At 62.7% G+C, this 18,892-nt stretch carries 18 protein-coding genes; 5 read left to right on the top strand and 13 right to left on the bottom strand.

Annotated elements, in window-relative coordinates; translation table 11 throughout:
• The 4 genes from ACZ5Y5_RS13355 to dapA are packed head-to-tail and all read right to left on the bottom strand — an operon-like array spanning position 1 to position 4,472.
• Entirely contained in the window at positions 1 to 2,427 is a 2,427-nt protein-coding gene (locus tag ACZ5Y5_RS13355) for a hybrid sensor histidine kinase/response regulator (protein WP_464809077.1), read from the bottom strand.
• A 46-nt stretch (positions 2,428 to 2,473) separates the two neighbouring features.
• Positions 2,474 to 3,067: a DUF2062 domain-containing protein gene (locus ACZ5Y5_RS13350; protein ID WP_464809076.1), complete on the bottom strand. Its 594-nt coding sequence runs from the start codon at positions 3,065 to 3,067 to the stop codon at positions 2,474 to 2,476.
• Entirely contained in the window at positions 3,067 to 3,549 is a 483-nt protein-coding gene (smpB, locus tag ACZ5Y5_RS13345; RefSeq protein WP_464809075.1) for an SsrA-binding protein SmpB, read from the bottom strand. The genes ACZ5Y5_RS13350 and smpB overlap by 1 nt, the downstream gene beginning before the upstream one ends.
• Positions 3,550 to 3,593: 44 nt before the next feature.
• Entirely contained in the window at positions 3,594 to 4,472 is an 879-nt protein-coding gene (gene dapA / locus ACZ5Y5_RS13340; protein WP_464809074.1) for a 4-hydroxy-tetrahydrodipicolinate synthase, read from the bottom strand.
• A 154-nt stretch (positions 4,473 to 4,626) separates the two neighbouring features.
• On the opposite strand from dapA, the gene ACZ5Y5_RS13335 reads away from it, so the two are divergent.
• Positions 4,627 to 6,663 carry a lytic transglycosylase domain-containing protein gene (locus ACZ5Y5_RS13335; protein ID WP_464810546.1) on the top strand — a complete coding sequence of 679 codons (2,037 nt, stop codon included), beginning with the start codon at positions 4,627 to 4,629 and terminating at the stop codon, positions 6,661 to 6,663.
• 86 nt (positions 6,664 to 6,749) lie between these two features.
• Positions 6,750 to 7,232 carry a transcription elongation factor GreB gene (greB, locus tag ACZ5Y5_RS13330; RefSeq protein ID WP_464809073.1) on the top strand — a complete coding sequence of 161 codons (483 nt, stop codon included), beginning with the start codon at positions 6,750 to 6,752 and terminating at the stop codon, positions 7,230 to 7,232.
• Between the two features lie 417 nt (positions 7,233 to 7,649).
• Here greB and ACZ5Y5_RS13325 read toward each other — a convergent pair whose 3' ends face one another.
• From ACZ5Y5_RS13325 to aspS, 5 genes are all read right to left on the bottom strand, one after another.
• The gene (locus ACZ5Y5_RS13325) at positions 7,650 to 8,999 is read right to left on the bottom strand and encodes a S41 family peptidase (RefSeq protein WP_464809072.1); all 1,350 of its coding nucleotides are present in this window, start codon (positions 8,997 to 8,999) and stop codon (positions 7,650 to 7,652) included.
• A 122-nt stretch (positions 9,000 to 9,121) separates the two neighbouring features.
• The gene (locus ACZ5Y5_RS13320) at positions 9,122 to 9,307 is read right to left on the bottom strand and encodes a hypothetical protein (protein ID WP_066525361.1); all 186 of its coding nucleotides are present in this window, start codon (positions 9,305 to 9,307) and stop codon (positions 9,122 to 9,124) included.
• A gap of 79 nt (positions 9,308 to 9,386) precedes the next feature.
• Positions 9,387 to 10,643: a methyl-accepting chemotaxis protein gene (locus tag ACZ5Y5_RS13315; RefSeq protein ID WP_464809071.1), complete on the bottom strand. Its 1,257-nt coding sequence runs from the start codon at positions 10,641 to 10,643 to the stop codon at positions 9,387 to 9,389.
• Positions 10,644 to 10,792: 149 nt separating this feature from the next.
• Complete coding sequence (locus ACZ5Y5_RS13310) at positions 10,793 to 11,575, bottom strand: polyphosphate kinase 2 family protein (RefSeq protein WP_464809070.1); 783 nt, start codon at positions 11,573 to 11,575, stop codon at positions 10,793 to 10,795.
• Positions 11,576 to 11,687: 112 nt separating this feature from the next.
• Positions 11,688 to 13,472, bottom strand: coding sequence for an aspartate--tRNA ligase (gene aspS, locus ACZ5Y5_RS13305; RefSeq protein WP_464809069.1), 1,785 nt, complete (start codon positions 13,470 to 13,472; stop codon positions 11,688 to 11,690).
• A gap of 128 nt (positions 13,473 to 13,600) precedes the next feature.
• Here aspS and rnd point away from each other — a divergent pair, with 128 nt between their 5' ends.
• Genes rnd through ACZ5Y5_RS13290 form a run of 3 tightly spaced genes read left to right on the top strand, consistent with a single transcriptional unit; the run spans position 13,601 to position 15,470 of the window.
• The gene (gene rnd, locus ACZ5Y5_RS13300) at positions 13,601 to 14,767 is read left to right on the top strand and encodes a ribonuclease D (protein ID WP_464809068.1); all 1,167 of its coding nucleotides are present in this window, start codon (positions 13,601 to 13,603) and stop codon (positions 14,765 to 14,767) included.
• Between the two features lie 11 nt (positions 14,768 to 14,778).
• A complete protein-coding gene (locus tag ACZ5Y5_RS13295) occupies positions 14,779 to 15,072 on the top strand; it encodes an I78 family peptidase inhibitor (RefSeq protein ID WP_464809067.1) in 294 nt (97 codons plus the stop codon).
• Between the two features lie 2 nt (positions 15,073 to 15,074).
• Positions 15,075 to 15,470, top strand: coding sequence for a DUF1801 domain-containing protein (locus ACZ5Y5_RS13290; protein WP_464809066.1), 396 nt, complete (start codon positions 15,075 to 15,077; stop codon positions 15,468 to 15,470).
• 2 nt (positions 15,471 to 15,472) lie between these two features.
• Here ACZ5Y5_RS13290 and ACZ5Y5_RS13285 read toward each other — a convergent pair whose 3' ends face one another.
• The 4 genes from ACZ5Y5_RS13285 to lepA form a co-directional block, all read right to left on the bottom strand.
• On the bottom strand, positions 15,473 to 16,171 hold the full coding sequence (locus ACZ5Y5_RS13285; RefSeq protein WP_464809065.1) for a hypothetical protein: 699 nt from the start codon (positions 16,169 to 16,171) through the stop codon (positions 15,473 to 15,475).
• A 143-nt stretch (positions 16,172 to 16,314) separates the two neighbouring features.
• Complete coding sequence (locus ACZ5Y5_RS13280) at positions 16,315 to 16,701, bottom strand: PH domain-containing protein (RefSeq protein WP_464809064.1); 387 nt, start codon at positions 16,699 to 16,701, stop codon at positions 16,315 to 16,317.
• 54 nt (positions 16,702 to 16,755) lie between these two features.
• Positions 16,756 to 16,962, bottom strand: coding sequence for a hypervirulence associated TUDOR domain-containing protein (locus tag ACZ5Y5_RS13275; RefSeq protein ID WP_464809063.1), 207 nt, complete (start codon positions 16,960 to 16,962; stop codon positions 16,756 to 16,758).
• A 56-nt stretch (positions 16,963 to 17,018) separates the two neighbouring features.
• Positions 17,019 to 18,824, bottom strand: a complete 1,806-nt coding sequence (lepA, locus tag ACZ5Y5_RS13270; RefSeq protein WP_464809062.1) for a translation elongation factor 4 — start codon at positions 18,822 to 18,824, stop codon at positions 17,019 to 17,021.
• Between the last annotated feature and the right edge of the window lie 68 nt (positions 18,825 to 18,892).

Raw genomic sequence — 18,892 nt, 5'->3', positions numbered from 1 at the left:
TCAATCCGCCGCTGACCGCATCGCCAATGCGTCGCGTGCGGCTTCGGCGAGCTGGCTGACGGAAAAAGGCTTCGGCAGAAAAGCGACGTTGGCAATGTCGATCGACTTGCGCAACTGCTCCTCGGCATAGCCGGACATGAACAGCACCGGAAGGTCCGGATGGCTGTTGCGGGCGCGGGCGACCATCGATGGGCCATCCATATTGGGCATGACCACATCGGATATCAGCAGGTCGATCTTCTCGCCGCCGGCGAGCACCTCCAGCCCCTGCTCACCATCGTTGGCGGTCAGTACCTTATATCCTTGCCGTGCGAGCGCACGCTCCGCAACAGCGCGTACCATATCCTCATCCTCGACCAGCAGAACCGTGCCCGTTCCCCACGTTTCGCTGCGCTTGACCGGAGCCTTGGACGGTGGAGCCTGTTCCATGTCGGCACCCTGGTAGACCGGCAGATAAATCACGAAGCTTGCCCCGCGCCCCAACTCGGATTCGGCGAAGATATAGCCACCAGATTGCTTGACGATGCCGTAAACGGTTGAAAGTCCAAGGCCGGTGCCCTTGCCCAGCTCCTTGGTAGTGAAGAAGGGTTCGAAGATTTTGGACAATATGTCGGGGGGAATACCCAGACCCGTGTCAGACACCCGCAGAGCGGTATAATCCGCGGCAGGCAGTATCTCCTGCCGCATTTCCCGAACCTTCGCGGCCGGTACGGAATAGGTCTGTATGTTGAGAATGCCGCCTTCGGGCATGGCGTCGCGAGCATTGACGGCGAGGTTAACGATCACCTGTTCAAGCTGCCCCGGATCTGCGCGCACGGCTCCCAGATTGCGGCCGTGGCTGACCTCCAGCTTCACGCTTTCGCCCAACAAGCGCTTTAAAAGATTGGAGACATCCGCCACAATGTCCGGCAATTGCAGCACCTGCGGACGCAACGTTTGCTGACGCGAAAAGGCGAGCAACTGACGCGTCAGGCCCGCCGCGCGATTGCTGTTCGACTTGATCTGCTGAATATCGTCATAATCGCTGTCGCCCGGCGTATGGCGCATCAGCATCAGGTCGCAATGGCCGATGATGGCGGTCAGGATATTGTTGAAATCGTGCGCGACGCCGCCAGCAAGCTGTCCGATCGCCTGCATCTTAGTCGCTTGGGCGACCTGCCGCTTGAGCTTGCTCTCCTCGCTGTTGTCCTTGAGGCTGAGCAGCACCGCCGCCTCGCCCAGACCACGCACACCTGCAAGGCTGAGCGCCGTCGGTTCTTCCGGTTCGTTGCGGAGTCTGATCGCGATGTCGCCGGACATTTGCGGTCCAACCGCGAAACGGCGCACCGCGTCCGCGACCGCCGCCTGATCCTCTCGAACGACGAGATCGCCCGGATAGCTGGGCCGTTCAGAGCGCTTGAGGCCAGCCGCGCGCGAGAAGGCGCTGTTCAGGAACAGCACCCGGCCGTCACGATCCGCCATCGCCAAGCCGAAGGGCAGCAGGGAAAGCAGTGTTTCTATATAGGATAGCGCCGACGTACCGCCCGAACTGCCCGCTGGTTCATCGATCAGCAGCAGGAGCATCGGCCCATCCTGGCCACCGCTCTGGTTGCCAGCCGGCTGCGTCGCACGGCGCAAAGGCACCTGGAGGAGCCGTAGCGGCAAGCCCCCGGTCTCCTCGCGCGCCAAGAACAGTCGCCCCTTGTCATCCACTCGCATATGGGCAGCGAAGTCACGACCCGTGATATTCGCATCGATCCGCCCGGCCGCGCGCAGCAGGAAAGCCCCGTTGGCCGCGCGGATTCGTCCTTCACCACCGATCATGACCGCCATGATCCCGGCTTCGCCCATCTGCCGTCCCGCGTCGCCAGTCAGCAGCCGGTGCACATCGTCGAGGGCATTGGGCTGCCGCACAGGCGTGAAGCGCCAGAGCAGATAATCTTCCGATCGTCCGGTGCGGCATATATCGACATCGAGCCGCAGAGCGCCCTGCGCCATGCCCTCCACCCGCGCCTCACCATCCCGCCAGGCAGCACGAGCGGCTGTGCCCAGGCTTTCCGACAGGCCGGGCTCCGCCGTGATATTCGGAGGCGTAGGGAAACCGGGAAACCATTCGCCGAACAGGTCGCTGGCGCAAACCAGGCGTCCAGCCCTGTCGGTCACCGCTATCGCCATATTCGACGCATCTGCCGCTGCGCGTGCGACCGTCCAGTCAGGCATTGCTTCACGATCGGCTGCTTCTTCAGGGAAGACGCGGCGATACCAGCTGAGCAGCGCCGCCGCCGCAAGCACCATGGCCGCAAAGCCCGCCGCCAGCGCCCTATCTCCGACAGCATAAATGACACAGGCCGCCGATAGCAGCGCGGCCAGGATCAGCAGCGGCAGGGACAGGCGCGATGGGCTTTCACCCGTCCACGCTTCCTCATCCCTTTTGACGCGCGAGGCCATGGCCCGGCCTTCCCCCTTGAAAACGCATGGACAGTGTCACCCGCCGTCAGACGGGGGCGACTTCTTCCAATGCGCTGCTTTCGGGTGCCTTGCCAATCCTCAATTTACGGGCATGCCATTTCCGGCCCATGCGATGACGCCAGATCCAGTCCGCGATGAAGTAGCCAACAACCGCCATCGCGATGGAGATGAGCGTAAGGCCGAACAGCATGGCAGGCGCCGCTTCGGAAAACAGCCATGCGACCCATTGCCGGATCGTCGCATGATCGTTGACCAGCGCCATGAAACCCGATGCGTCAGCGGTTCGCCCCAACATCCAGTTACCGATATAGACCGACGCCCAAAGAATGAGCGGCGTCGTCGCAGGATTGGATAGAAAGGTCATCGCCGCCGCGATCGGGATATTGGCACGAAAGGGCAGCGCCAGCAGCGCAGCACCTGCGATCTGTATGCCGGGGATCAACAGGAAGATGCCTACCAGCAGGCCGAGCGCTACGCCGCGCGGCACCGAACGACGGGTGAACCGCCAAAGCGAGGGCTCCAGCACGCGGTGAGCCACAGGAGCGAGGAAACGATTATCTTCGAGCGATTCGCGCGTAGGCGCATGGGCATGCCACCAGCGGCTGAGCCTGTTGTCCATCAGCGATGCGCCTTCATGATGCGCTGCTGATCGCGCTTCCAGTCGCGTTCCTTGATGGTGTCACGCTTGTCGTGCGTCTTCTTGCCCTTCGCCAACGCCAGTTCGACCTTCGCTTTGCCCCGGCTGTTAAAATAGATGCTCAAGGGGACCAGCGTCATACCCTTGCGCTCCACCGCGCCGTGCATCCGCGCGATTTCCCGCTCATGCAACAACAGCTTGCGGGGGCGCTTGGGCTCGTGGTTGAAGCGGTTGCCGTGGCTGAATTCAGGAATGTTGCTGTTGACCAGCCACACCTGATTGCCTTTCACCTCGGCATAGCTTTCGGCGATGTTGCCCTCTCCGAAGCGAAGCGACTTCACTTCCGTGCCCTGCAAAGCGATACCGGCCTCGAACACATCCTCCAGGAAATATTCGAAGCGGGCGCGCCGGTTTTCGGCGACGATCTTCTTCTTGTCGAACAGTTCGGGACGGGGGCGGGCCATGAACTCTTAACTAACTCACTTCACCAAATAAGGCCGCAGCCTTTTTAGACGAGACCCGCAATTTCCAGCGCCCGATCGACGGCCGCGCGGCTCGATTCCGAAGGCCAAGTGATCGGGAGGCGCAGGTCGCCGGGCATGTCCGACCGTACGCGCGTGAGGGCATATTTAACTGGGCCGGGTGAAGAATCGCTGAACAGGGCATCATGTAGGGGATAGAGACGATCCTGAAGCGCAAGCGCGCCATTCCAGTCACCTGACGCGCAGGCCGCCTGGAACTGCGCGCACAGTCGCGGCGCGACGTTCGCTGTGACGGAGATGCAGCCCTTGCCCCCCATTGCATTAAATCCCAGAGCGGTTTCGTCATTGCCCGACAGCTGACAGAAATCGGCCCGGCAAGCGAGGCGTTGCGCGGTGACCCGCCCCAGATTTCCGGTGGCGTCCTTGATGCCGACGATCGTCTGATATTCTTCGGACAGGCGATGGATTACGGGCACACCGATGTCGGTGATGGTGCGGCTGGGTACATTATAGAGGACGATCGGCAGGTTGCAGCGTTCGGCCAGATAAGCGAAATGCTGATAGACGCCGTCCTGGTTCGGCTTGTTATAATAGGGCGCGACGACCAGAGCGGCGTCTGCGCCAGCTGCCTGCGCGGCGAACATATGCTCCAGCGCGATTCGGGTGTCGTTGGAACCGCAGCCCGCGATCACCGGCACGCGGCCGGCGGCCTGATCGACGCAGATGGCAACGACGCGATTATGCTCTTCCACCGTCATGGTGGCGCTTTCCCCGGTGGTACCGCAGGGCACGAGCGCGCTGCTCCCCTCCTCGATCTGCCAGTCCACCAGAGCGCGAAATGCTGCCTCGTCCACTGTCCCATCGCGAAACGGGGTGACCAGCGCCGGAATGGACCCGGAAAACATCAACAAACTCCTTCAATTCACCGGCATTCCGGGGCACACTGTCGAGTGAGGGCGACGTGGCGCTATAGCGCGTCATTCATGGCCTGATAAGGATGGAATTGCGATGATGTCCAGTAGGCTGTCACCTCGCCGCCCTGAAACAGCAATGGTCCGCATGCCTTTGATCGCTCTTCTTCTTTTGACCGCCGGCGCAAGCGCGCAGACCGAAGCACCGGTTTATCCCTCAACATCGCCTTACCCGCGGGGCGCAGTGGTGCAGCAGGTTCCCGCATCGACTCAGCCGAGACCCTGGAATCAGGTGAGCGGGCGAATCGGCGTCGCGTCCGATCCAGCCATCTCCGCCACGATCAGCCAGTGGCGTTCGCTGCAGCAGAGCGATGGCCTGGGCTTTTCCACCTATGCCAGCTTCATCATGGCCAATCCGGGCTGGCCGGGGGAAGACCGGATGCGGCGGCTGGCGGAAACCAGCATCAATCCCAACAGCTATGATCCGCGCCAGGTCACGGCCTTTTTCGCTCGCTTCCCGGCGCGCACGGCGACTGGCCATGCGCGCAACGCGCTGGCGCTGATGCAGATGGGCCGCATGCCCGAAGCGCGCATCGCCGCGCGCAGTGCGTGGGTTGGCGGCTCGCTTTCGCCTGACGATGAAGCGCGATTGCTGTCGCTTTTTGGATCGAGCTGGACGAGCGCAGACCATGATCAGCGCGCCGACATGCTGCTGTGGGGCAATGATATCGCAGGTGCGCAGCGGATGCTCGCCTATCTGACCCCTGCCCGCCGACCAGTCTATGACGCGCGCATCGCCTTCCGCCAGAAGCTGCCGGACGCTGCAGCCCGGATGCAGATCGCGGAAAGCGTGGGCGTGTCCGATGCGGGCTATGTCGCCGACAAGGCGACCTGGATGATCAATACCGGCAACTGGATCGCCGCCCGGCAATATCTCGCCAATCGACCCGCATTGACCTTCCGCCCCGGCAATGCCGAAAAATGGTATGAGACGCTGCTGGGCCAGGCCCGCGCCGCCGCCAATGACAGCCAGTGGAGCTTCGCTTACGGCATCGCCAGCAAGATTGACGACGCTTATGCCCCTGGCGTCGATGTCTCCAGCCGTCCGATCGGGGAGCGCGACGATTATACGAGCCTAGCCTGGCTGGCGGGATCGACGGCTTTTTACAATCTGAACCGCCCGGCGGATGCCGCGGCCATGTTCCGCCGCTATGCAACGGCGGCCAAGTCTCCGCAGACCCAGTCAAAAGGCTATTACTGGGCCGGCCGCGCGGCGATGGCTGCGGGAGACACAGCGACTGCCAACAGCTATTTCGCGCAGGCGGCGGTATTCCCGGACCAATTTTATGGCCAGCTTTCGCTCGAGCGGATCGGCAAGCCCGTCCCTGCCCCGGCGTTGGTCGAGCGGCCGGTCGAGATTTCGGCCGCTGAGCGAATGGCGTTCAGCAATCGATCCGTCGTCCGCGCCGTCAAGGCGCTGGGGCAGATGGGCTATTGGGAAGACCAGAGCAAATTTGCCCGGGCTATCGCGAACAACGCCGACAGCGACAGCGACCATTATCTCGCCGCCGAACTGGCCAAGAGCATCGGGCGGCCGGACATGGGCGTCATGGTCGGCCGCCGCGCGGTATCGAGCGGCCTTACCGGCTATGGCGAAAGCGCCTTCCCGCGCGTGCCGGTGCCGCCCACTGCGCAATCCAACTGGACGATGGTTCACGCCATCGCGCGGCAGGAAAGCCAGTTCGACCGGCAGATCGTCAGCCATGCGGGCGCGCGCGGCCTGATGCAGCTGATGCCGGGCACCGCGCGGGAGCAGGCGGGCAAGCTGGGTCTGGGTTATGACCCTGGATCACTCAACGATCCCAGCTACAACATCATGCTGGGCTCCTCCTATTTCCAGCGGATGCTGGATTATTATGGTGGCAGCTACCCGCTGGCGGTGGCCGCCTATAATGCGGGGCCCGGCAATGTGAACCGGTGGATCGCCGCCAATGGCGACCCCCGCCTGCCGGGCGCGGACATGCTGCGCTGGATTGAACAGATCCCGATCTTCGAGACGCGCAACTATGTGCAGCGCGTGCTGGAAAATGCCGTGGTCTATGAAGCGATGAACCCCGAGCGGGCGCGCTTCCGGGGCTCCAATACGCCACTGTCGAAATATTTGGGCAAGCAGACGCCGGGTTAAGCTCTGCCATTCAATCGGGCGGGTCGAGAAACTTTAAGCAACCGCATCTCGACTCCGCTCGATACGCAGGGCTAGGCTATGCTGCCATGACCGCTCATCCCAACTACATCACCCCTGAAGGTTTTTCGAAGCTGCGCGCAGAATATGACCAGCTTCTGGGCTTCGAGCGTCCGCGCATCGTCGAGATTGTCAGCTGGGCGGCGGGCAATGGCGATCGCAGCGAGAATGGCGACTATCTCTACGGCCGCAAACGCATGCGGGAGATTGACGGCCAGCTGCGCCGTTTGTCGAAGAAGATGAAGGACGCCAAGGTCGTCGATCCGCGCCAGCAGCCGGACAAGGGCAAGGTCTTCTTCGGCGCGACGGTCACGATTGCAGACGAGGATGACAATCACCGCACCGTCACCATTGTCGGCAATGACGAAGCGGACGCCAGCGCCGGGCGGATCGGCTGGGGCTCCCCCATCGCAAGGGCTTTGCGCGGCGCCGCGATAGGCGACCTGCGCCGCGTCCTCCTCCCCGCCGGGGAGAAGGAATATGAGGTGATGGCGATCAGCTATCCGGCCTAGAAAACCGCCATTTTCCGCCGAAGTTCACACCATATGCGCGCGCGTGCGCGGGCGCGCGTAGGCGTCGTGGAAAGCAGTTCGACATTTCAAAGACGGGTGCGGGATAGGCAAGTCGGAGGGATGTAGGACAGGCCAAATCGGCGTCCGTTAGAGAAATAGGATGGTTTTCGGGGAACCTGTGGCCGTTGGGTCACGCACGGGAGTTGGAACCGGCCTGGCCAAGACATTGCCCCTCCGCCAGGCGTTCGAACGAGGCGAGGGACCCGTTTGAAGATCAGGCGTGGGTGCGAGCGAAGCGAGCTTTTGAATTTGCTCCGCAAGGAAGGCTGAGGTTGCGTCAGCCCACCCCCTAGCCCCCTCCCGCTTGCGGGAGGGGGAACAGATCGGCGAACTTGCAAGTCCGACGACCGGCGGGTTTCAGCGCGCGGACTTGCGTACCGCGGGCTGCGCCTGCGCGACGACGGCGCCGGGCTTTGCCGCGAGCCGTCCGATGGTCTTCAGCGCATAATCGAGCTGGAAGTCCTCGATGCCCTTCTTCTTCAGTTCCTCGGCCGTCATGGCGAAGCGAGGATCATCCTTGGTATCCTCTTCGAGCGCGGCGTTGTCCGTCTTGATCTCGTTGATCAGATGGCGACGCAGGTCGCTCTCGCGGAATTTCGGGCGGTTCTTGTAATCGGGATCGGACAGCTGCGGCACGCGGACGTCGGGTTCGATCCCGCCTTCCTGTACCGACCGGCCCGACGGCGTATAATAGCGCGCCGTGGTCAGCTTGAGGGCGGTCGTGTTGGACAGCGGCAGCATTGTCTGCACGCTGCCCTTGCCGAAGCTGCGTTCGCCCATCACCAGCGCGCGATGCTGGTCCTGCAGCGCGCCCGCGACGATTTCGGATGCGGATGCCGAACCCGCATCGACCAGCACGATCACCGGCAAGCCCTTCGCATCATCGCCGGGCTTGGCGTAATAGCGCTCGACATCGCCCTTGTTGCGGCCCCGCTGCGACACGATTTCGCCGCGTTCCAGGAAGCTGTCGCTGACCGAAACCGCCTCGTCCAGCAGCCCGCCGGGATTGGAGCGCAGGTCGAGAATATAGCCGGTCGGCTTGTGACCGAGGCTCTTGTCGATGCTGCGGATCGCCTGGCGCAGGTCGGCCCCGGTGTTGGCGGAGAAGCTGACGATGTTGATGACGCCGACGCCGTTCTTCACTTCCCACTTTACGGGTTTTAGCTGAATGATCTCGCGAGTTAACGTCAGTTCGATCGGCTTGTCGCGGCCGGGCCGGACGATGGTGAGCTTGATCGCCGTGCCAGGGGCGCCGCGCATCTTGTCGACCGCCTCGTCCAGCGTGCCGCCGTAGATCAGCTGTCCGTCGAGATGGGTGATATAGTCGCCCGCCTTGATCCCCGCGCGCCAGGCCGGGGTATCCTGCGTCGGCGCGATGACCTTCACCGCGCCGTCCTCCTGCGTGACCGAGAGGCCGAGGCCGCCATAGCTGCCTTCGGTCTGGGTGCGCAGATTCTGGAAATCGCGGGCATCGAGGAAGCTGGAATGCGGGTCGAGGCTGGCGAGCATGCCGTCGATCGCGCCCTTGATCAGCTTTTCGTCATCGACCTTCTCGACATAATCGCTGCGAACCTTCTGGAATACATCCATGAACTCGTCGAGCGCCTTGTAGCTGCTGGCTTCCCCATCGGCGAGCGCGGCGGTCGTGGCGGGGATGAGCGCGAGCGCGCCAAGGGCGAGGGCGCCCCGGAAGAAATTGGGAGTCATTGCTGTCCTGAGTCCTGGCATCAAGCAGCCAATATAGGCGGGTTGTCAGCCAGACGCAAAGCATGGCTGGTGCCGGAGTTCGGGCCGAGCGCCTTTCTGCACGAAGAAGAGTTGCCGCCGTCCTATTCGTGAGGGCGTAGCGCCTGGTTCAAGCTGTCCATCACCTGGGCGATCGGTTCCGACACCGTCACGCTGCGGCCTTCGCCAAAGCGGATGCGGGTGCCGTCGGTGACCGATGAAACGAAGGTGACCTGCGCGGCATTGATGGCGGTTTCGGTCCGGTCGGCGCCCACGAACATCACGAGCATGGCTTTCCTCTCCTTCTTATTGGAAGGCGAGGGTAACCGCATTTCCGCAGCATGCCAGCCGTTTTCTCACCGGCTGGCTTCAATCGAAGCTGATTGCCTGAATGAACAAGCTGGCGCGCGCATCCAGACGGTACGCTTCCTGTGCCAATTGGCTGGCGGCGTGCCGGATGTTGCTCGCGCCTTCAACCGCGGACCCGGCATTGTCGCTGATCTGGCTGGCGCTGGCCCGGATATGCTCGCTGGAGACGCCCGCTTCCGCCACGCTGCTCGCGATCGTGCGGCTGAACGCGCCGTGCCGCGCCACCGCCTCGAATACGGAGGCTGAAAGCCGGTCCGCCGTGGCGATCGCCGAGTCCATGAGGGCATGCCCCTGCGCCACATGGCCGACGGTGGCGCGAATATGTTCGATCCGGCTTGCGATCTCCGCCGCTGCTTCACGAGTCTGGCCAGCGAGCAGCTTCACCTCGCGCGCGACCACGGCGAAGCCCTGCCCCGCCTCGCCCGCACGCGCTGCTTCGATCCCGGCGTTGAGCGCCAGCGTGGCCGTAGCGCGGGCAATCGCGTCGATAAGCGCCGTCACCTCCCCAATGCCGTCGGCCTGCACCGATAATTGCTGGGTCTGGGCGGAGCCGAGGCGGGTCTGATCGACAGCGCAGCGGATCGCCGCGCCTGCATCGCGCACCTCTTCCTCGATCGTCTGGAACAGCTGGCCAAGATCATTGGCCGACGCGGCGATGCCGGAAAGATTGTCGGCGGTCTGGGCAGCAGCCACCGCCATGCCTGCCGAAGCCTGGCCATTATGCGCCGCCCGCTCCGCCGCCTCGCTCGCCAGACGCGACAGCATGTCGGCCATGGCGACAAGGTCGGTGATCAGCGCTTCTATGTCGTTGCGGAAGCTGCCGCTCTCCCGCGTCACCCGCTCCAGCCGCTGCGCCCGCGTGATCGCGACGCGCGCGTCGCGTTCCGCGGCGAGCTTCAGCAAAAGTTGGCCTCCGACCACACCGGCATAGCGCCCGCCGTCAACTACGATAAGCCCCTCGCACGCCTGCCCCTGCGCCGCGTAGAGGTCGATCAACGCCTCGATCGGGGCGCTTTCCTCGACACAGGCGCAGGGACGGACATGATCGTCCAGCCGCCCGCCGAAGCTGGGATTGCGCAGCAGCGCGTGGCCGTAGGGATTGAAGAGGATGCGCCGCATGTCGCGTTCATAGATTGCTCCGACCGGCCGTCCCTCGCTGTCGAGGACCGGCAGCAGGCGAAGCGCGGGATCAAGCTGGAAATGATCCACCGCCTCGCTCAAAGGCCGCCCGAGCCGGATCAGCGGACTGACAGTCACAAATGGCAAGCCGTGCGCGCGAGGCGGAGGGGGAACGGGATCGAGGATCAGTGGCGAAAGCATGAGCCCTGATTAACGGCGCAATGGTAAATGCGTGGTTAGGTTTTGATGACAGTTTTGTTACAAGCCGTTGTTTTCTGTGGTTTTATTCAGATTTGCTTATAGCCGAACGCCTTGGCTGCGAGCTTGACCACTTCGGGGTCGGGATCGGGAAAATTCATCGGCACAAGCTTCTCCAGCGTCTCGGCGACATAGGTGAGCGCGGCGATCCGCCCGGCCTTGCGATGGTTATTGTCGATCACCCGCCAGGGCGCGCGTTTTTTGTCGGTCTTGTCGAACATGTCGCGAATGGCGACGAGATAATCGTCCCGCCGCGCGCGGTTGCGATAATCATCGACGCCCGTCTTCCACCGCTTCCACGGCGTATCAAGCCGCTGGGCGAGCTGCTCGTCCTGTGTTTCCTGCGTGATGTGGACGAACAGCTTGACGATGTTGGTTCCCGCGTCGACCTGCTGCTTTTCGAAGGCGTTGATTTCGTCATAGGCACGCTTCCATTCGGCCTTCGAACAATAGCCTTCCACCCGTTCGACAAGTACGCGCCCGTACCAGCTACGGTCGAAGATCGCGATATGCTTGCCAGCGGGCAGGCGCGTCCAGAAGCGCCAGAGGAAATGATGGTCGCGCTCCTCCGGGCTGGGCGCTGCGATGGGCCACACGCGGTAATAGCGCGGGTCCCAATCCGACGTCATGCGCTTGATGATGCCGCCCTTGCCCGCGGCGTCCCACCCTTCCAACAGAATGACGCTGCGCCTGTCATGGATGACATGAGCTACCTGAATCTTCGCCAGCCGCTCCTGCAGACTAGCCAGTTCAGCCTCATAGTCGCCCTTGAGCTTTTCGCCCTTTTCGTAATCGGCGAGGTCGATGGCCATGCGCGCTTCTCCTTCTCCGTTGCGATCAAGCAACGCTTCGGAGAAGGAAAAGTCAAATCACCGTCAGTCGGGGGCGAAGAAGATCCCAGCTTCGCCGGGCTGATGGCGAGGGTCAGGCTTTGGCCTGCGGCTCCACGACGCGGATGTGCAATTCGCGCAGCTGCTTGAACTCGGCCGGCGAAGGCGCGCCCATCAGCAGGTCTTCGGCGCGCTGGTTCATCGGGAACAGCGTGACCTCACGCAGATTCTGCGCGCCGCAGAGCAGCATGACGATTCGATCGACGCCAGCCGCCATGCCGCCATGGGGCGGCGCGCCATATTGGAAGGCGCGGTAGAGGCCGCCGAAACGCTCCTCGACATCGGCCTGGCTAAGGCCGACCTTTTCAAACGCCTTGACCATCAGTTCGGGCGACTGGTTACGGATCGACCCGGAGGCGATCTCATAGCCGTTGCAGACCATGTCATATTGATAGGCCTTGATGGTCAGCGGGTCTTGATGCTCCAGCGCGTCCAACCCGCCCTGCGGCATCGAGAAAGGGTTATGCGCGAAGTCGATGGACTTCGTTTCCTCATCATATTCGTAGAAGGGGAAATCGACGATCCAGCACAGTTCAAACCGGTCCTTGTCGATGAGGTCCAGCTGTTCGCCCACGCGGATGCGTGCGAGGCCGGCGAGCTTGGCGGCCTGGCTTTCCTTGCCAGCCGCGAAGAACACGCCGTCATTGGGGCCAAGGCCCAGCGCCTCGATCAGCTTGGCGGTCCGTTCCTCGCCATGATTTTTGGCGATCGGGCCGCCGGGGACGCCGTCCTTGATGTTGATATAGCCGAGGCCCGAATAGCCTTCGGACCGGGCCCAGTTGTTCATGTCGTCGAAGAATTTCCGGCTGCCCGCGCCAGCACCCGGCGCAGGGATAGCGCGGATCACGCTGCCGCTTTCGACCAGCGAGGCGAAGATGCCGAAGCCCGAGCCGTGGAAATGCTCGGTCACGTCCTGGATGATGATCGGGTTGCGCAGGTCGGGCTTGTCCGAGCCATATTTCAGGATGGCTTCGTCATAGGGGATGCGCGGGAAGCTGCCCGAGGGGGTGACCAGCTTGCCATCGGCGAACTGTTCGAACACCTGGGCGATCACCGGCTCCATCGTGTTCCACACATCTTCCTGCGTGACGAAGCTCATTTCGAGGTCGAGCTGGTAGAATTCGCCCGGCAGGCGGTCGGCGCGCGGGTCTTCGTCCCGGAAGCAGGGCGCGATCTGGAAATAACGATCGAAGCCAGCGACCATCAGCAACTGCTTATATTGCTGAGGCGCCTGCGGCAGGGCGTAGAACTTCCCGGCATGAATGCGGCTGGGCACCAGAAAGTCGCGCGCGCCTTCAGGGCTGCTGGCGGTCAGGATCGGCGTCGAATATTCGGTGAAGCCGATGCCTTCCATGCGGCGGCGCATGTCGGAGATGATCCTGGTGCGCTTGACGATGTTCGCGTGCAGCGTCTCACGGCGCAGATCGAGGAAGCGGTAACGCAGGCGGATATCCTCGGGATATTCCTGCTCACCCGCCACCGGCAGCGGCAGGTCGGCGGCGGCGGACAGCAGCACGGCATCTTCGGCGCGAATCTCGATCTCGCCAGTGGGAAGGTTCGGGTTCACCGCTTCCTTGGCGCGGGCAACGACCTTGCCCGTCACCGTCACGACGCTTTCGGCGCGCAGCGATTCGATTACCTTGAAGACCGGACCATCCACCTCGGTGACGATCTGCACCATGCCATAATGGTCGCGCAGGTCGATGAAGACCAGGTCGCCATGGTCGCGCTTGCGATGGACCCAGCCCGACACGCGCACCTCATTACCAACTTCGGCCGATGTCAGGGCGCCGCAGGTATGAGTGCGATAGGCGTGCATGGCGTTTTGGTCTTTCGCTTGCGTTTTACGGAAATGACAAATTGTTGCAGCCCCGCTATGGGCGGTCTTGTCGAACATCGACGAGCCCGCCGGGGAGCGGGCCAGCCCATAATAAGATCGAAGACCATATGCAAATCCATCCGCTGATTACCGACAGCAAGACTCTCGCTTCATTTTGCGCCCGGATCGCCCAATCGCCCTATATCGCGGTTGATACCGAGTTCATGCGTGAAAACAGCTATTGGCCCGACCTTTGCCTGGTGCAGGTCGCTGACGAAAATGAAGCTGCCGCCATCGATCCCAAGGCGCCGGGCCTGGACCTTACCCCCCTGCTCGACCTGCTGGTCGATAATGAGGATGTGCTGAAGGTCTTTCACGCTGGTGGGCAGGATCTGGAGATCATCTACAACCTGACCGGCAAGACCCCCCATCCTCTGTTCGACACGCAGATCGCAGCGATGGCTTTGGGCCTTGGCGAGCAGATCGGCTATGGCAATCTGGTCGACGCCTGGCTGGGCGTGCAGCTCGACAAGGGCGCACGCTTCACGGATTGGGCGCGCCGTCCGCTCGACAAGCGGCAGATCGACTATGCGATCGGCGACGTCACCTACCTTATCCAGATATTCCCGATGATGCTGGAGGAGCTGCGCAAGACCGGGCGCGGCGGCTGGCTGGACCAGGAGATGGAGCGCGTCTGCGATCCGGAAAATTATCAGAACGACCCGCAAGAAGCGTGGAAGCGCGTCCGCATCGCCAGCCGCAAGGCCGATGTGCTGGGCCGCCTCAAGGCTCTCGCCGCTTGGCGGGAACTGGAGGCGCAGGACAAGAACCTCCCGCGCGGGCGCATCGTCAAGGATGAGACGCTGGCCGACATCGCCAGTCACCCGCCGCGCGCTCAGGAGGATCTGGGCAAGGTGCGCGGCCTGTCCGCCACGTGGAAGACCAATGACATCGGTTCGCGGTTGATGCAGGCGCTCGCCGCCCACCAGCCGCTCAGCAAAGAGGAAATGCCCGAGCGCGATCCCAAGCGGCCTGGCCTGGGCAAGGACGGCGCGTTGGTGGCCGACCTGCTCAAGCTGCTTTTGAAAATCCGGTCGCGCGACATCAATGTGGCGGCGCGGCTGATCGCTCGCTCAGACGATATCGACGCCCTTGCCGCAGGGGTCCGCGAAGACCTCTCCATCCTCGAAGGCTGGCGTTACGAACAATTTGGCCGTGACGCCGTTGACCTGGTGGAAGGTCGCCTCGCCTTCGCGGTCAAGGGTGGCCGCCTGAAGATGACCCGCACCGAATAGGAGCCGACACTATGCGGACCACCGCCTTTCTTCCCCTCGTCCTGCTGGCCGCCTGCGCAGGCGCGGGCGGTCAGGGACCTGCCGCTCCGCAGCCAGTAGAGGGAGCGTGCCGGAATGAGGGGCTCGACCGCTTTGTCGGACAGACGGCAAGCGCGGAGCTGGGCGCGCAGCTCCTTGCCGCCTCGGGAGCCCGCACGATACGCTGGGGCGCCCCGGGCATGGCGATGACGATGGACTTTCGCGCGGACAGGCTGACGGCCAGCTATGATGAAAGGATGACGATCACTTCGGCGCGGTGCGGCTGATCATGGCTGATGGAGCCACGGCGTCGGAACTGATCGACGGGCGGATTCGCGAACTGCCGGATTGGCGCGGCGACATGCTGCGCCATGTCCGCACTCTGATCCATGAGGCGGTGCCCGACGTCGTCGAAGAATGGAAATGGCGCGGCGTGCCTGTCTGGTCCCATGCCGGGATCATTTGCACTGGTGAGACCTACAAGGACAAGGTGAAGCTGACCTTCATGAAGGGTGCCTCGCTTGCCGATCCATCAGCTTTGTTCAACGCCAGTCTGGAGGGCAATGCCAGGCGCGCGATCGACATCCATGAAGGCGAGACAGTGGATGCCGAAGCGCTGAAGGCCCTGACTCGCGCCGCGGCGCAGTTGAACGCGGCCAAAGGCAAGACGAGCAAGACGGCCTGAAATCAGCACTCCAGCCCGATGAGCGTGCCGCTGCCGACGCGGCCGACATGACGCTTTCCATCTATTTCCAGCCAGTCGGGCGTGACTTCCAGCCGCCGCCCCCTGATCGTGGTGCGCAGATGTTCGACGGCGATCCGGTTCCGCGCGACGATGCGGAGCACCGCCATGCCATCCCCACGCGCCGCCATGATGCTGTAGCGGTCGCCACGCAGCAAAAAGTGCCAGCTGCCGTCCGTCGGCAGCCATTCATTGCCGTCGATCACCTGCACCGGCGCGCCGTCCGCCGCACCCATGCGCAAGCTGATCCGGGTTGCGCCATTGCTGCGCCGGGGCGGCGCGAAGATCAGGATCGGCTCGCCATCAAGCGTCAGGGGAATGGGCGTGTCGCGCAACTGACGCGATCCGCCCAAGATCAAGGTGGGCAGTTCAGGCGAAAAGGGCAGACGATCCCGGGCGAAATGGCGCTGCCGCACCACGGGATTGGTATGGAAACTGTGGACCTGCGTGGATGTCAGCCGCCCCTCCTCCACCAAACCGTGGCATGTGGGGCAGAGCAGCGTCGCGCCGTTGCTTTCGGGCAATCTTAGATAGCGGTAGATGGTGACGCCGCAGCGGACGCAGGCGAAGCCGCACGCCTGCCGGATATCATCTCGCTGCTGGCTCGAAAGCAACGGCAACGGCGGCATCATGGGCAAGCTCATGGACGGTTATCCCCTTGCAGCGCCGTCCCGCGCCATTGCGGATCGGCGTTACCTCGGAGGCGTCCTTCCCATGTCGGGCTCTCACAGGCCCTTCATCTGTACATCGTTAAAATAAATGACGCGAAGTCAAGTAGGATCGCGCATCAGCGCTGCGGCAGCAAGTCCAGATTGCGCGACGCCGCGATGTTCCGGATGCGTCCCGGACGCGGCATGGACTTGATCGCGATTTCCGCGATGTCACCGGCGCTGAAAAGCTCCACATTGCCGACGTCGAAGATGCGTTGGCCGAAAGTCTGAGTGATGCGGACGCTCCGGATGCTCGACAGCGCGATTTCCGTCCGCTGCTTCGACAGCAGACCGCGCTCCATCAGCACCTCACGATCGGACAACGCCAACCGCTCGCCCTTAGCGCGCAGCCACCAGACGCCGATCGCTATCAAGCCGACGACGGAAATCAGCAACAGGGTGAAAAGGAACGGATGCGCGCGGAACATCGCGGGATGTTCGTCATACAGCCACGCTTCACTCATCAGTCGCCCCGTCCAAAGATGCAGCCGGACATGATCATGGATGGCCGGTCCGCGTCAATCCTTGGCTAACGCATCCTTCTTATGCGCGGCGCGCTTGCCATCGCCGGTTTCGACGATGAACTGGGGGTTGTCCTTGGAAGCGGCGACCTTGTGCCCTTTGATCTGCGTGGGACTGGTCTGCTTCTTCACCACCTTGCCATGCGCTTCGCCGCCGTGGCTTTTCCAGCTGACCTTGTCTCCGGACTTGGGTTCCTGCTTCATGCTGCGTCCTCCTTAAGAAGCAGAACCCGGCAGCATGAGGCAGGTTGCGCGAGGTCCTAGCTTTCGTCGCCCATGCGGAGCGCGGCGATGAAGGCTTCCTGCGGAATCTGCACCGACCCATATTCGCGCATACGCTTCTTGCCCTCTTTCTGCTTTTCGAGGAGCTTCTTCTTACGCGTGATGTCGCCGCCATAGCATTTCGCGGTCACGTCCTTGCGCATCGCGGCGATCGTTTCACGCGCGATCACCTTGCCGCCGATCGCCGCCTGAATCGGGATCTTGAACAGGTGGCGGGGGATCAGGTCCTTCAGCCGCTCGCACATATGCCGCCCGCGCGCTTCGGCCGCGCTGCGGTGGACGATCATCGACAGCGCATCGACGGGCTCATTGTTGACGAGGATGCTCATCTTGACGAGATCGCCCTCGCGTGTGCCGATCTGGTGATAGTCGAAGCTGGCATAGCCCCGGCTGATCGACTTCAGCCGGTCGTAGAAGTCGAACACCACTTCGTTGAGCGGCAGTTCATAAGTCACCTGCGCGCGGCCGCCGACATAAGTCAGGTTCTTCTGAATGCCGCGCCGGTCCTGGCACAGCTTCAGGATGGAGCCGAGATATTCGTCCGGGCAGTAGATCACCGCCTCGATCCACGGTTCCTCGATCATCTCGATATGGTTGGGATCGGGCATGTCGGCCGGGTTGTGAAGATGCTTCACCTCCCCATCCTTCATGTGCATTTCGTAAACCACCGATGGCGCGGTGGTGATGAGGTCGAGATCATATTCGCGGGTCAGCCGCTCCTGAATGATCTCCAGGTGGAGCAGCCCAAGGAAACCGCAGCGGAAGCCGAAGCCCAATGCCGCCGACGTTTCCATCTCGAAGGAGAAGGACGCGTCGTTCAGCCGCAGCTTGCTGATCGAATCGCGGAGCTTTTCGAAGTCATTGGCATCGACCGGGAAGAGGCCGCAGAAAACCACCGGCTGCACTTCCTTGAAGCCTGGGAGCGGCGCCTTGGCCGGGTTCTTCACCGTGGTGATGGTGTCACCGACGCGCGTCTGGCTGATGTCCTTGATCTGCGCCGTGATGAAGCCGATCTCGCCGGGGCCGAGCTCTGGCAGCGCCTCGATCTTGGGACGCATGCAGCCCACCCGATCGATCAGATGCTCGGTGCCGCCGATCATGAACTTGATGTTCTGGCCCTTCTTGATGACGCCGTTGACGACGCGCACCAGGATGACGACGCCCAGATAAGGGTCGTACCAGCTATCGACCAGCATGGCTTCGAGCGGGGCGTCGCGGTCGCCCTTGGGCGGCGGGATCTTGGCGACGATCGCCTCCAGCACCTCATCGATACCGATGCCGGACTTGGCGCTCGCCAGCACGGCTTCCGATGCATCGAGGCCGATCACTTCCTCGATCTCAGCACGCACCTTTTCAGGCTCTGCGGCGGGCAGATCGATCTTGTTCAGCACCGGCACGATCTCATGATCATGCTCGATCGACTGATAGACGTTGGCCAGCGTCTGCGCCTCCACGCCCTGCGCCGCGTCCACGACCAGCAGGGCGCCCTCGCACGCGGCGAGCGACCGGCTGACCTCATAGGCGAAATCGACATGGCCCGGCGTGTCCATGAGGTTCAGTTCATAGGTTTCGCCATTCTTCGCGACATAATCGAGACGCACTGTCTGCGCCTTGATGGTGATGCCGCGCTCCTTCTCGATATCCATATTGTCGAGCACCTGCGCCGACATTTCCCGGTCGGTCAGCCCTCCGGTGCGCTGGATCAGGCGGTCGGCCAGGGTCGATTTGCCGTGGTCGATGTGGGCGATGATCGAAAAATTGCGGATGTGGGAAAGGTCGGTCATGGACCGCGCCGATAGCAGCCATTTCACGGCCTGTCAGTAGAGTCGCGCATGAGCGCATGCGGAGACGG

It is taken from the genome of Sphingobium sp. TomTYG65, from assembly GCF_055395525.1.
Note: the sequence above shows the minus strand (reverse complement) of the source record. Positions and strands in the feature narration are given on the sequence as shown.

Bases quoted from the DNA above. Each gene is read 5' to 3' on its own strand.
- ACZ5Y5_RS13295 (WP_464809067.1), top strand. From the start codon at position 14,779: ATGCGGACCACCGCCTTTCTTCCCCTCGTCCTGCTGGCCGCCTGCGCA.
- greB (WP_464809073.1), top strand. From the start codon at position 6,750: ATGACCGCTCATCCCAACTACATCACCCCTGAAGGTTTTTCGAAGCTG.
- ACZ5Y5_RS13350 (WP_464809076.1), bottom strand. From the start codon at position 3,067: ATGGACAACAGGCTCAGCCGCTGGTGGCATGCCCATGCGCCTACGCGC.
- ACZ5Y5_RS13325 (WP_464809072.1), bottom strand. From the start codon at position 8,999: ATGACTCCCAATTTCTTCCGGGGCGCCCTCGCCCTTGGCGCGCTCGCG.
- ACZ5Y5_RS13310 (WP_464809070.1), bottom strand. From the start codon at position 11,575: ATGGCCATCGACCTCGCCGATTACGAAAAGGGCGAAAAGCTCAAGGGC.
- dapA (WP_464809074.1), bottom strand. From the start codon at position 4,472: ATGTTTTCCGGGTCCATTCCGGCGCTGGTCACCCCGTTTCGCGATGGG.
- ACZ5Y5_RS13355 (WP_464809077.1), bottom strand. From the start codon at position 2,427: ATGGCCTCGCGCGTCAAAAGGGATGAGGAAGCGTGGACGGGTGAAAGC.
- ACZ5Y5_RS13320 (WP_066525361.1), bottom strand. From the start codon at position 9,307: ATGCTCGTGATGTTCGTGGGCGCCGACCGGACCGAAACCGCCATCAAT.
- rnd (WP_464809068.1), top strand. From the start codon at position 13,601: ATGCAAATCCATCCGCTGATTACCGACAGCAAGACTCTCGCTTCATTT.
- ACZ5Y5_RS13290 (WP_464809066.1), top strand. From the start codon at position 15,075: ATGGCTGATGGAGCCACGGCGTCGGAACTGATCGACGGGCGGATTCGC.
- aspS (WP_464809069.1), bottom strand. From the start codon at position 13,472: ATGCACGCCTATCGCACTCATACCTGCGGCGCCCTGACATCGGCCGAA.
- ACZ5Y5_RS13285 (WP_464809065.1), bottom strand. From the start codon at position 16,171: ATGAGCTTGCCCATGATGCCGCCGTTGCCGTTGCTTTCGAGCCAGCAG.
- lepA (WP_464809062.1), bottom strand. From the start codon at position 18,824: ATGACCGACCTTTCCCACATCCGCAATTTTTCGATCATCGCCCACATC.
- ACZ5Y5_RS13335 (WP_464810546.1), top strand. From the start codon at position 4,627: ATGCCTTTGATCGCTCTTCTTCTTTTGACCGCCGGCGCAAGCGCGCAG.
- smpB (WP_464809075.1), bottom strand. From the start codon at position 3,549: ATGGCCCGCCCCCGTCCCGAACTGTTCGACAAGAAGAAGATCGTCGCC.
- ACZ5Y5_RS13280 (WP_464809064.1), bottom strand. From the start codon at position 16,701: ATGAGTGAAGCGTGGCTGTATGACGAACATCCCGCGATGTTCCGCGCG.
- ACZ5Y5_RS13275 (WP_464809063.1), bottom strand. From the start codon at position 16,962: ATGAAGCAGGAACCCAAGTCCGGAGACAAGGTCAGCTGGAAAAGCCAC.